This window comes from Faecalibacterium sp. I2-3-92, from assembly GCF_023347315.1.
Taxonomy (GTDB): Bacteria; Bacillota; Clostridia; order Oscillospirales; family Ruminococcaceae; genus Faecalibacterium; species Faecalibacterium duncaniae.
The window spans coordinates 2921225-2933814 of the sequence record NZ_CP094470.1 but is presented as its reverse complement, the minus strand read 5'-3'; the positions used below and the strand labels follow the sequence as shown (position 1 = coordinate 2933814).

The 12590-nt window shown below is 61.3% G+C and carries 11 protein-coding genes; 9 read left to right on the top strand and 2 right to left on the bottom strand.

Translation table 11 applies throughout. The features are described 5' to 3' along the window. Window positions 1-128 precede the first annotated feature (128 nt). Window positions 129-1784: a putative manganese-dependent inorganic diphosphatase gene (locus MTP42_RS14435; protein ID WP_098924046.1), complete on the top strand. Its 1656-nt coding sequence runs from the start codon at window positions 129-131 to the stop codon at window positions 1782-1784. Between the two features lie 72 nt (window positions 1785-1856). Here the strand turns inward: MTP42_RS14435 and MTP42_RS14430 are convergent, their stop codons facing one another. After that, window positions 1857-2525 (bottom strand): hypothetical protein, encoded by a 669-nt coding sequence (locus MTP42_RS14430; protein WP_249257651.1) that lies wholly within the window; start codon window positions 2523-2525, stop codon window positions 1857-1859. Window positions 2526-2839: 314 nt separating this feature from the next. Between MTP42_RS14430 and MTP42_RS14425 the strand changes: the two genes are divergently transcribed. The 6 genes from MTP42_RS14425 (at window position 2840) to MTP42_RS14400 (ending at window position 10443) form a co-directional block, all read left to right on the top strand. Further along, window positions 2840-3346 (top strand): hypothetical protein, encoded by a 507-nt coding sequence (locus MTP42_RS14425; protein WP_249257650.1) that lies wholly within the window; start codon window positions 2840-2842, stop codon window positions 3344-3346. A gap of 129 nt (window positions 3347-3475) precedes the next feature. Next, complete coding sequence (locus tag MTP42_RS14420) at window positions 3476-4909, top strand: Wadjet anti-phage system protein JetA family protein (protein WP_249257649.1); 1434 nt, start codon at window positions 3476-3478, stop codon at window positions 4907-4909. Then, window positions 4893-5498, top strand: coding sequence for a DUF4194 domain-containing protein (locus MTP42_RS14415; RefSeq protein ID WP_005929221.1), 606 nt, complete (start codon window positions 4893-4895; stop codon window positions 5496-5498). Before MTP42_RS14420 ends, MTP42_RS14415 begins: the two co-directional genes overlap by 17 nt. After that, complete coding sequence (locus tag MTP42_RS14410; protein ID WP_249257648.1) at window positions 5495-8833, top strand: ATP-binding protein; 3339 nt, start codon at window positions 5495-5497, stop codon at window positions 8831-8833. The genes MTP42_RS14415 and MTP42_RS14410 overlap by 4 nt, the downstream gene beginning before the upstream one ends. After that, window positions 8826-9065: a hypothetical protein gene (locus tag MTP42_RS14405; protein ID WP_005929223.1), complete on the top strand. Its 240-nt coding sequence runs from the start codon at window positions 8826-8828 to the stop codon at window positions 9063-9065. The genes MTP42_RS14410 and MTP42_RS14405 overlap by 8 nt, the downstream gene beginning before the upstream one ends. 25 nt (window positions 9066-9090) lie before the next feature. Further along, the gene (locus tag MTP42_RS14400; RefSeq protein ID WP_156059283.1) at window positions 9091-10443 is read left to right on the top strand and encodes an MATE family efflux transporter; all 1353 of its coding nucleotides are present in this window, start codon (window positions 9091-9093) and stop codon (window positions 10441-10443) included. A 41-nt stretch (window positions 10444-10484) separates the two neighbouring features. Here the strand turns inward: MTP42_RS14400 and MTP42_RS14395 are convergent, their stop codons facing one another. Next, window positions 10485-11021 carry a histidine phosphatase family protein gene (locus MTP42_RS14395; protein WP_249258320.1) on the bottom strand — a complete coding sequence of 179 codons (537 nt, stop codon included), beginning with the start codon at window positions 11019-11021 and terminating at the stop codon, window positions 10485-10487. 348 nt (window positions 11022-11369) lie between these two features. Between MTP42_RS14395 and MTP42_RS14390 the strand changes: the two genes are divergently transcribed. Next, window positions 11370-12290, top strand: coding sequence for a LysR family transcriptional regulator (locus MTP42_RS14390; protein WP_005929228.1), 921 nt, complete (start codon window positions 11370-11372; stop codon window positions 12288-12290). A gap of 64 nt (window positions 12291-12354) precedes the next feature. Further along, a complete protein-coding gene (locus tag MTP42_RS14385) occupies window positions 12355-12519 on the top strand; it encodes a hypothetical protein (RefSeq protein ID WP_005929230.1) in 165 nt (54 codons plus the stop codon). Window positions 12520-12590 lie beyond the last annotated feature (71 nt).

The following is a 12590-nucleotide window of genomic DNA, read 5'->3' as shown; positions in this document are numbered from 1 at the left end:
AAAGATGTCTGCCGCCTTTACCCCCGGGGCCGGTTGTGTTAAAATGAAGCTGGCAGCCGTGCCCGGTGGTTTGGGGTATGGGGCCGATCGGAAGGTAAATGAATCTGACCCAGAGAGGGGAACAACCTATGCCAAAAGAAGCACACAAGGTCGTGGTCATCGGGCACCGCAACCCCGATACCGATTCCATCTGCTCCGCCATTGCCTATGCGGAGCTCAAAAACCGCACCAGCACGCTGGTCTGCGAGCCGCGCCGTGCCGGTAAAATGAATCAGGAGACCGAGTTCGTCCTGAAAAAGTTCGGTGTCACGCCGCCCCGGATGTGCACCGACGTGAACCCCAAGATCCGGGACGTGGATTACCGCGAGATGCCGGGCATCCCGGGCTCCACCAGCCTGCGCCGCGCATGGAAGATCATGCGCGACCAGCAGATCGACACCCTGTCCATCACCAGCGCGGACAACGAGCTGGAGGGCATCATCACCGTGAAGGATCTTGCCACCGCCAACATGGACGTGTTCGATACCGCGGTGCTGGCCAAGAGCCGTACCTCTTATAAGAACATCCTTGAAACGCTGAACGGCACCATGGTGGTGGGCGATGCAGACGCGGTCTGCACCACCGGCCACATCAAGATCGGCACCGCCACCCCCGAGATGCTGGAAAGCAGCGTGGAAAAGGGGGATATCGTCATTCTGAGCAACCGGTACGAAAGCCAGCTCTGCGCCATTGAAAAGGAAGCCTCCCTGCTCATCATCTGCAATGGGGCCAAGGTGGGCCGCACCATCCAGCGCATTGCCGATGAGACCGGCGTTGCCATTATGACCACCCCTGTGGATACCTACGCGGCGGGCAAGCTCATCAGCCAGTGCGCCCCCATCTCCTATTATATGACCCGGGACAACATCCTCAAATTCACCCTCGTCACCCCCGTGGCCGATGTGCTGCGGGTGATGGCAAAGGTGCGCCACCGCTATTTCCCCATCCTCGATGAGGAAGGCAAATACTGCGGTATGGTCAGCCGCCGCAACGTCATTGCCCTGCGCAAGCGGCGCATCATTCTGGTGGACCACAACGAAGCCACCCAGGCCGTGGAGGGCTTTGATCAGGCCGAGATCCTGGAGATCATCGACCACCACCGCATCGGCAGTCTGGAGACCAGCGGCCCGGTCTACTTCCGCAACCAGCCCGTGGGCTGCACCGCCACCATCATCACCCAGATGTACGATGAAAACGGTGTGGACATCCCGCCCCAGATCGCGGGCCTGCTGCTGGCGGCTATCCTTTCGGATACGCTGGCCTTCCGCAGCCCCACCTGCACCCCCGTGGATGAAAACACCGCCAAACGTCTGGCCAAGATCGCAGGCGTGGACATCGAGGAGTTTTCCACCGAAATGTTCGAGGCTGGTGAAAAACTGGACGGCAAGACCCCCGAAGAGGTCTTTTTGCAGGACTTCAAGGTGTTCATGTGCGGCGATATCCGCTTTGGCGTGGCGCAGGGCAGCTACATGACCCGCAAAAACCTGCAGGCCGCCCAGGCGCTGCTCCAGCCCTATCTGGAGGAGGCCCGCAATAAGCAGAACGTGGAGGACCTCTACATGCTGCTGACCGATGTGCCCAAGGAGGAGAGCGTGGTCATCTGCACCGGCCGCTACGCCGCCGAGGTGCTGAGCAACGGCTTTGAGAGCCGACCCGCCGCCGACGGCAGTTGGACGCTGCCCGGCGTGGTCAGCCGCAAAAAGCAGTTCATCCCCGCCATGATGAGCGCCTATCAGGAGCTGTAACCCCCCGATACAAAACACGAAGCCCCCGGAACCCTGCATGTTCCGGGGGCTGTTGTGTTTTGTAAGGGAGCGTCAGGCTGCGACTTTTAAGGGAGAGTTATCAGTCCAGATGGTGCCATCCAAAAGCTTTGTTACGGCCAGTGTGCCGTTCACGCTGACCCGCGCGGGGTCCAGCGCATAAAAATCGCTCTCCCGCAGGTTTTCGGGGTCTGCTGTGGGGGAGATGCCCACCACGCACACCCAGTGTCCGTAGGTGCTGCTGGTGGCGATGTGGGGGTAATTGACCTCTTCCCAGCCGGAGCCGGAGAGGTGGTATTCATAGCTCGTCACGCGGTTGGTGTGCTTGGACACGCCGCTGACAGCGGTGTTTTTCAGATGTACGATGACGGGCCGCCCGGCCTGCAGCTCTTCATACAGGCGGGAAAGGCAGCCGGAAAGGGAGCCGCTGTAAGCGTAGTACCCGGCGGCAGACCATACCGCGCCGTTTGACCACATCCCGCTGCCTGAGCAGGGCTTGCCATCCAGAATGGTGCGGGCGTAGCGCAGGGCGTACCAGCTGCACCGGCCCGAGGTCTGGTTGCCGATGGAGACGATCTGCTGGCTGTCGAAGGACAGCAGCGTGATGCCGTTCACATCCTGCAATTGTGCCGCCGCAGCCTTTGGCGCGGCCAGAAAGCTCAGGCACAGCAGAACTGCTGCCATGAAAACACGCACCGGAGCGCGCAGGGAACCATGCTGCATGGGGCAAACTCCTTTTCCTTGTTCAGGAACGGCACCCGGCGGTTCCCATTGCCTTAAGTTTAGCACCAAATCGTGGTAGAATTGTGTAAACGCCGGAAATATTTTCCGGTTTTTGCCCCGGGTGCGGCAAAGGATCTTTGCGAAGATTCGTTCTGGAAAAAATAACAAAAGCAGGAGAAAATGTTTGGTGAAGCTGGCAATTGACAAAAGCGACAGTCGTTGGATAAAATAAAGCCAGAAGGGGTCCTGTTTCAAAAAAGGAAAGGCACCCCGCATATTATGAAAAACACAACAAAACGACTGGAGGTCCCGACATGAAAATGCTGAAAAAACTGGCCGCTTTGATCCTGGCGGCGACCATGGCACTTGTTCTGTTCACCGCCTGCGGCGGTGATGGCGGCAGCACCGGCACCAGAGAACCGGAAAAAGAAAAAGCCGCGTTCGAGTCCATCGCTAAGGATAATCGCATGGCCGCCACTGCAAAGGTCAATGATCCGCAGCTGCAGGCTGTGGCTGAGAAGCACCTGAACGAAGATCTGCAGGCACAGATCGATTTCTTTGGCGCAAAGTTCTTTGGCAAAGTTCACGTGGATGGCAAAGAGGAAGAGTATCTGACCATTACCGTGACGACAAGATACGATTACGGGTCTTTCTTGACGAAAATCCTGAAGGCAGTTGAGAGTGAGATCAATAGAGAGGTCGGCACCAACGTCAAAGTGGATGGCAATGGCAGCTGGACTAAGCTGGGTGTCGTGGTCAAGAGCGACAATAGCCATAGCTACATGGCAGTGGCATTCCAGATCAAAAACCCCAAGAAGTGAATTAAATCAGTTTTTACCCCCGGAGCGTGGCTGAAAAGCCGCCCTCCGGGGCTTTTTGTATTTGTGGCAAAATCCTTCTGATTGTGGTACAATAAAGGATAGATTTTGTCGAAAGAAAGGAACCTTTGGATGCAGCTGTTTGAACTGGTCAGCCCGCGGCTGTTCCGCCCGCTGGCGGGGCCCAACCGGGCGTTTTATGCGGAGCTGCTGCTCCTGCTGTGGGAGGAGTGCCGCCACACGGCGGATTACTCCATCTCCCGGGCAGAAGCGGTGAGCCGGGCCGAGGATTACTTTGCGGCACTGGCAAAGCCGCTGGCACTGGATGCCGATGACGCGGGCGACGAAGCCGAACAGCCCACCCGGGATCCCCATACCCTTGCGCTGGGCTTTCTGCTCCGCCTGCGCCGCACCGGCTGGCTGGAAGAGCAGCCCGGCAGCTATGAGGAAGAGCCTGCCCTTGCCTTTGTGCCCGAGGTGGCCCCTCTGCTGGAAGCGCTGGAAGAGATCCTGAACCCGCGTGTTGTCACCTACACCGGCAAGCTGTACAAGGCCTGGCAGCTGCTGCAGAACATCGGGGAGGAAAAGAGCCCCTATGAGAATGTTCTGCGGGAGGTGGCCTCCGATCTGGAAGCACTGAACAAGTCCCTGCGGGCGCTGAACGCATCCATCGGGCATTATATCGACCGGCTCACCCGCAACCGCACCCCGCAGGAGGTGCTGGAACTCTTCGACCAGTACGAGGAAAAGGTGGTGGCCGCCGCTTACCACCGCTTCAAGACCAGCGATAACCTGTTCAACTACCGTGCTTATCTGGAGGAGGAGCTGGACGACTGCGAGGCAAACCATCTGCCCCGGCTGGCGCTGGATTACGCCCGGGTGGAGCGCTGCGCCCCCGGCGAGGCCGCCCCTGCCGTGCGTGCCCTCGTCCAGAAACTGCGGGATTCGCTGGAAGAGATGAGCACCCTGATGCGCCAGATCGACCAGAGCCACATCCGCTACCGCAAGCGGGCCGTGCAGCGGGCCCAGTTCCTGCTGCTGAGCGACCGCTCCTCGCAGGGCAGTGTCACCGCCCTGCTCCGCCGCTATGCCGAGGAGATCAAAACGCCCGACCAGCTGTTCGCGCCGGATGACGGCCCGGTGGCAAAGCACCTGCACCTCTACCCGGCGGCGGTGTTCGGGGCAAAGCCCCTCTACCCGCCCGCCGCGCCCCGCAGCGAAACGCCGCTGGCTCCGGTGCGGCAGGCCGGGCTGGACGCGGAGCAGCTGCGCAAAGAACAGCAGCTGCTGCTGGATTACGCCCGGATGGCAGTGACTGAGGAGAACGTGGGCCTGCTGGCAAAACAGGCCCTTGCCGCCCGCAGTGCGGTGGCTGCCTCCACGCTGGCGGAGGAATACCCCCGCGATTTTGCCCGTATCATCGGCCTGCACACCTACTCGCAGTCGCCGCGCCGGGCTTACGATATCACCCTTACCGGAAACTGGGTCGAACGGGGCGGCTTCCGGTTTGAAGAGTTTATTCTGACACCCCGCAGGGAGGACGCTGACCATGGCCGAACCGAATAAAATGCTGGAAGAGACCGCAAACTATCTGCTCAACCACTGCTTTGTGCTGGGCGGCGTGGAGGATCAGCGGGCAAAATACCTCTATGTGCAGGATCATCTGCCCGAGGTGCGGGCCGTGTTCGCGCCGCTGGGCTATGCGGTAACGCTTTACCCGGCTCCGCTGCAGGCGGCGGCGCTGGTCAACGAGCACGAGGGCAGCCAGGCCCGGCTGCTGAAATACGAGAGCATCCTGCTGCTGGTGCTCCGCCTGCTCTACCTGCAAAAGCGGGAGAGCCTTGCCGCCAGCGCCGATCAGGTGCTGGTCACGGTGGAAGAGGTGCAGACAGAGCTGCAGAAGATGAACCTGCCCCGGCGGCTGGACCAGCGCACGCTGGAGGAGCTGATGCGCACCCTGCGCAGGTATAATCTGGCCCGCCCGGTGGGGCGGCTGACCGGTCTGGACAGCCGCATCGAGGTGTTTCCCACTGTGCTGCTGGCCCTGCCGGACGCAGACCTTGCCGATGCCGCCGCCGAGAGCAGCCGCACCCGGGAGGAACTGGCCCTCTACGAGCGGCCTGACGGAGATGCCAGCGGGGAGGAAGAAGAATGATCGAATTAAAGCGCCTGAAGCTCATCAACTGGCACAACTTTGAAAATGTCACCTTCGATTGTGCCCGTCTGACCTATATGATCGGTGTCAACGCGGTGGGCAAGACCACCATTCTGGATGCCATCCGCTACTGCCTGACCACCAACCGCAATTTCAATGCCCTGGGCAATAAAAAGAGCGGCCGCACCCTGCAGGGCTCTGTCCACGCCAAGCAGCGCGGCGAGAACGCCTACCGCCGCCCGGGCCGCACGGTGGCATACATCGGAGCCGAGTTCTGGGATACCGTCAAGCGGACAAACTTTGTCATCGCTGTCCGGGTGGAATCCGAGGGCCCCATGCAGGAGCTCCACCCCGGCGACCAGACCTGGTACATCTCTGAGGACGGCATCACGCTGGAAAAGCTGCCCTTCCTTGATCCGCGCACCGGTGCCCCCAGCGCCAAGGAGGACTTCAAGCCCGCCGTGGGCCGCCTGTCCTACACCCGCAGCCCCAGCGAGGCCCGGGACCGCATCTGCCGTGCCCTGGGCATTGGCCGCGCCTCCAGCCCGCTGGGCAAAAAGTTCAACGAAGTGTTCCAGATGGGCACCAGCATGGACGAGATCCCCAACTTCCGGGAGTTCCTGTACCAGTACATCCTGCCCCAGCCGGAGCTGGATCTGGAAGCGCTGCAGGGCGACCGGGTGGAGCTGGAAAACCTCCACGCCGTTCTGGCCGAGGCCCAGACCCGTGCCGCCGCGCTGGAACAGATCGTGGCGTATGGCCGGGAAGCTGCTGCCAAAGAGACGGATGCCCTTGTCAACCGGGGCGCGGCCCTGCTGGCCCGCGCCGAAGCGGATGCCGGTGAGGATGCTTCCTGGCAGAGCCATCTGGATGCAGGCCGCCGCCAGCTGGCCGATCTGAACGCAAAATACGAGGCCGCCAAGAACGCCGAAGCCGAAGCCCGCCGGGCCTATCTGGCGGCCCACGGAGCGGCCGGTGACAGCGGCGCGGGCCGGGCACTGGATGCCCTGACCGAGGAGCTGGCCCGGAAAAAGAGCGCGCTGGATACAGCAGCCCGGACAAGGAATGGTCTGGAAGCAACTGCAGATACCATCACCGGCCTGCTGACCCAGCTGAACCGCAGCGGCTTTGCGGTGGAGAAGGAACTCTGGCCCCAGCGCCTGACAGCGGAACATCTCCCCGCCCTGACCGAGGCGCTGGCCCGCATCGAAAAGCCGCTGGAGGAGCAGTATTTCGCTGCCCGGCAGGCTTCGGCGGATCTGGCAAAAGAGCAGGAGGCCCTGCGGGCCGAGCTGAACGCCGTGTCCGGCGGCAAGTGGGTCTACCCCCACGGCGATGCCGCCACCAAAGTGCGGGATGCCGTGAACGCCGAGCTGAAAAGCCGCGGCATGACAGCGGATGCAAAGATCTTCTGTGAGCTGCTGACCGTGGCCGACGAGAGCTGGCAGGACTGTGTGGAAGCCTGCCTGGGTGACCGCCGGTTCGACATCCTTGTGCCGCCTGCCCACTACGCCGCCGCCAAGAGCGCCTTTGTGGCACTGGGCGACCGGGTGGGGCCCATCAGCCTGCTGGATACCCCGGGCATCCGCAAGGCGGACCGCCATGCGGAGACGGCCCCCGCCGACAGCCTTGCCGCCCAGGTCACCAGCGAGAACCCGCTGGCCGCACAGTATGCGGACACCATCCTGCGCCGCATCGTCTGCTGCGACACCCCCGATACGCTGGAGCATTTCCCCGACAGCGCCACCCGGGACCTGCTGCGCCACCATCCCTTCCGGCTGGAACGCCTGCGCAGGCCCCAGCGCTATATCGGTCTGGATGCCCGCAGGGAGCGTGCCGACGCGCTGGAAGCACAGCTTGCCGCCCAGGCCGACCGCTGCCGCGAAGCCGCCCAGACCGAAAAGACCCTGAAATCTGCCTACGACCAGTACCAGAACGTCCTGCGGGGCCATGCGCTGGAACAGCTGGCCGAACTCTGGGCCAGCCGGGCCGCGCTGGATGCCGCCCGTGCCGACTACGCCGCGCAGGAGCAGAAGCTGGCGGACTGCCGCGAGAACCCCATGCTGCAGCAGCTCTACCGCGAGGAAGAAGCCCGGGAAGCCGCATGGGAGACTGCCCGCAAGGCCGTGGAGCAGGTGGGCGGCGATATCCGCGTCTGCGAAAAGCAGATCGCATCCTGCGAGGCAGAGCAGGGTAAGGCGGTGGAGACCGCTGCACAGAGCAGGGCGGCGGCAGAGGCATTCTTTGCACAGCACCCGCTGCTGGAGCCTCTGGCACAGGAGCGCAAAAAGGGCCTGATGACGGGCGGGCGTACGGCCCGTGCCGCCGCACAGACTGCCGAAAAGGCACAGACCAGGCTGGACGATGCCCTGCGAGCGTATCTCACTTCCACGCTGGAACCCGCCCAGAGGGATTACAACGAGCACTACGTCTGCGATTATCCGCTGGGTCTGGCCGGGGTGGAGCAGTACCGCGCCCAGCACGACAGCCTTGTCCGCATTGATCTGGAACGCTACGCCGCCCGGCTGGAGCAGGCACAGCGGGACTGCAAGGATCGCTTCCGCAAGGATATCCTCTTCCGGATGAAGGATGATATCTTCAACGCCCGCCGCCAGTTCCGGGAGCTGAACAAGGTGATGGAGCAGCTGACCTACGGCGAGGAAGTCTACCGCTTTGAGCTGGAGCCCAGCCGTGACCCCCAGCTGGCCGCCTTCTATCAGGTCATTGTGGACAAGGGCAACCAGCAGATGACCGATGGCGACTCGCTGGACAACCTTGCCGCCACCGCTGACCCCGTCTACGAGCGGCAGGTGGACGCGCTGATGGAAAAGATCATGGCCGATGTGGACGAGAACACCCGGGCCCGGCAGGAGGGCCGCACCACCTCCGGTGCCACCCTCTCGGATTATGTGGACTACCGCACCTATCTGGACTATGACATCAAGGTGACCAACACCGTCTCGGGCCAGCAGGCCTATCTTTCCCGCGTCAGCCGCGATTCCTCCGGCGGCGAGAATCAGGCTCCCTTCTATGTGGCCATCTGCGCCAGCCTGCTGCAGATCTACCAGAAGAGCGAGAACAGCATCCGCCTTGTCCTACTGGACGAGGCCTTCAGCAAGATGACCAGTGACCGCATCCGCCCCATGATGGAGCTGTTCCGCCGCCTGCAGCTGCAGGTGCTGCTCATCTCCACCGTGGAAAAGAGCACGGCCATCCAGCCCTACTGCGACATTACCTATTCCATCGTGCGCCACGGCGATGCCAACGCCATTGCGCCGTTCTACCGGGCCGGCATCCGTGCCGATGCTCCGGAAAAGGAGACTGAATATGAATAACACCCTTGCAAACATCTGGCTCTTTGCCACCCACTGGACCAAGCTGGATGCTTTTGATACCGAGGAGGAGCTCAACGATGAGCTGGAGCTGCTCCAGCGCCAGAGCCTGCCCACCAAAGTCCGTCAGGTCACGGACAAGGAAGGCAGGGAACAGTTCCTCCTTTACGTCAAACAGGCCGACCGCGATTACGCCCGCTACTGCACCGGCTGGCGGCCCGGCGGGATGATGTGATCCACCCCTGCAAAAAGGAGAATCCATGTCAAAACAGAAAATTCAACTTTCGGATCACTTTGATTATTCACGGCTGATCCGTTTTGTGCTGCCCTGCATCGGCACTATGCTGTTTACTTCCATTTACGGCATCGTGGACGGCCTGTGTGTCTCGAATTTTGTGGGCAAAACAGCCTTTGCGGCAGTCAACCTCATCATGCCCGTGCCCATGCTGGTGGGCACAGTCGGCTTTATGCTGGGCACCGGCGGCAGCGCCATTGTGGGCATCACGCTGGGTGAGGGCGATAAAGCCCGTGCCGACCGCTATTTCAGCCTGTTTATGTCAACGGCGCTGATCGCCGGCATCGTGCTGTCTGTGCTGGGAATGCTGCTGCTCCGGCCGGTGGCCCTGATGCTGGGTGCAGAAGGTGAGATGCTGGACTACGCCCTGCGCTATGGCCGGGTGCTGATGCTCAGCCTGCCCACCTTTATCCTGCAGAATATGTTCCAGAGCTTTTTTGTCACCGCCGAAAAGCCGCATCTGGGCTTTTACTTCACGGTGGGCGCGGGCTGCACCAACATGGTGCTGGACGTGCTGCTGGTGGGCATCCTGCACTGGAGCGTGGAGGGTGCCGCCATTGCCACCATGCTCAGCCAGGTGGTGGGCGGCCTGCTGCCGGTGTTCTACTTCCTCAACCGGAAAAACACCAGCCTGCTCCACCTCTGCCGCCCGCAGTTTGAGGGCGGTGTGCTGCTGAAAGCCTGTGTGAACGGCTCCTCTGAGCTGATGACCAACCTTTCCATGTCGCTGGTGAACATCCTGTACAACTATCAGCTGCTCCGCTTTGCGGGCGAGGATGGCGTGGCCGCTTATGGTGTGATCATGTACGCATCCTTCCTGTTCGTGGCAGTGTTTGTGGGCTACGCCGTGGGCAGTGCGCCCATCGTCAGCTACCACTATGGTGCCAATAACCGCAAAGAGGTCAACAACCTCTACCGCAAGAGCCTGAAGCTCATCGGCGTGGTTGCGGTGGTGATGACCATCGGCTCCATGTTCATCATCCCCCATGTGGCCCGCTTCTTTGTGGGCTATGATGAAAACCTGCTCATTCTGACCACCCGGGCCTTCCGGCTCTATGGCCTGAGCTTCCTTATTATGGGGTTCAACGTCTATGCGTCCTCCTTCTTCACGGCCCTGGGCGATGGCGTGACCAGTGCGCTCATCTCGTTCCTGCGCACCCTGCTGTTCCAGGTGGCGGCGGTTCTGCTGCTGCCGCTCCTGCTGGGCATTGACGGCATCTGGCTGGCCGTGACAGCCGCCGAGCTGGCCGCTCTGCTGGTCAGCATCGGCCTGTTCATCACCAGAGACCAGCAGTTCCATTACCGCAAGGCAGAATAACCGCAAACAAAGAAAGGACCCTCGGCGGGTCCTTTCTGTTTTCAGAATGTAAACTCCACGAACGCGCAGTTTTTGATGCCTGCCGCCGCGTACTCCTCGTTGGTCATATCGTAAAAATAGGACTGCACCACCCGGGCAATGCCGTTGTGGGCCACCAGCAGGTAGGTCTTATCGGTGTCGGCCCGGAGCTCGTCCAGCAGGTTGTAGATGCGCTGGGCCAGCTGCATCATGCTCTCGCCGCCGGAGTAGCGGTCGGCAAAGTGGGTCTTGGAGATGCGGAACTCCTCGCCGTCCCGGGGCGTGCCCTCGTAGCGGCCAAAGCATTGCTCCCGGAGCCGGGGCTCACACCGGGCAGGAATGCCGGTGGCCTCCGCAATGGCCCGGGCGGTGTCGGCGGCGCGGGACAGGGGAGAGTACAGGATCTCATCGATGCGGAGGCCGCTGGTCCGGAGCTTTTCGCCCAGCTCCCGGGCCTGGGCGCGGCCTTTTTCGGTCAGGGGGCTGTCGGTCATGCCGCAGATCTTGTTTTCCACGTTCCACACGGTCTCGCCGTGGCGGGTGAAATAGACCTTGTGCACCGCCTTGGCCAGCCTGTGATCCCGCAGGGTGACAGTGCTGCCCTCGTTGATGTCCAGCCGGGTCAGCTCGGCATCCGGGTAGGGGAGAACCCGCTGCGTGCCGTCGGCAGCTTCCAGCAGGACATCACAGAGCACGGGCTGGCCCTCGGGCAGCTCCTCGCAGCCATAAAGCTGCTCCTCAATGCGCAGAACGCGGTAGTTTTTTTCTTCCATCCTCTTCGACCTCTTTCGGGCAGATTGTTTCTTACATTATAAAACGGCAGCGGGGCCCCGTCAACGCTTGACAGCCCCGTGTGCCGCCTGATAAACTAGGCGCAAGGGATAAAAACGCCAAAAGGAGAGAAAAAGTTGAACATTACAGAACTGCGGTATCTCGTCGCCATCATGGAATGCGGATCTGTGAGTGCGGCGGCAAAGCGGCTGTATGCCGCTCAGCCCAATGTGAGCAAGGCGCTGAAAAATCTGGAAGAAGAATACCATCTCCGCATTTTTGAGCGGTCATCCACCGGCATGATCCCCACGGAGCAGGGGCGGCACTTCATTGAGCAGGCCGAGCGGGTGCTGCGGGAGGTGGACCGGCTGGACCGGAGCGTGCAGGAGGAGCAGGAGCGCTGCGCCGAACTGCGGGTAATGATCCCCCACGCCACCTATGCCTCCTATGCGGCGGTGGATTATCTGGAGCAGGCGGCCTCCATTGAGCGGCTCCACATCCACATCCGGGAGGGCGGCTCCATGGAGGCACTGGATCATGTCCTGCGGCAGGGGTATCATCTGGCTCTGCTGCGGTACGCCGTGGAGGATGACGAGCACTATACCCATTACTGCGCCCGGCGGGGCCTGAAAATGGAACCCATTATGGATTTTGAATACAGTCTGCTGACCAACCGGGACGGCCCACTGGCCCGGAAGGCGATCCGCGACCTGTCTGAGCTGGACAAGTATATGGAGATCCTCCACGATGATTTCCAGCTGCCCGGCGAGGAGGGCGGCGACGGTGTGCGCTGGCATGTCAACCCGGAGCGCCGCATTCATGTGTATGAGCGGTGCAGCCAGTTCTCGATCCTGCAGCGGCTGCCCACGGCCTACATGTGGGCATCGCCCATGCCCCGCAGGGCACTGGAGCAGTACCATCTGGTGCTGAAGAAGTGCCCGGCCCAGCGCCAGCAGATGCGGGATGTGCTGGTCTACCCGGACAAGGGCCGCCTGCGCCCCGAGGAGCAGGCCTTTGTGGATCTGCTCCACAAGGAAGCGGCTTCCACCGTAAAATAAAGGGGCTTTCCGGCTAAGGCACGGCAAAGGTTGCTCCCTTCGGAATTGACAGAAAAACCAATAAATGGATGAAAAACCGGGTGAAAATGAGCGCCCGGTTTTATTTTTGCTGATAAATGGTCAAAAAATAAACGGAAAAGCGGCAAAAATTCTTTGCAGCTATATCGGAAACCATATGGCCCCATGCCGGAAAGATATTTCTCTGCTGGAAAAAAGTATGCTACCATGAGGCCAGAAAAGAGCCCCGGGTATGCGGCAGAATGGGGCCGCGGCCGGCAGGGGCAAAAAGGAGGTTTCTGG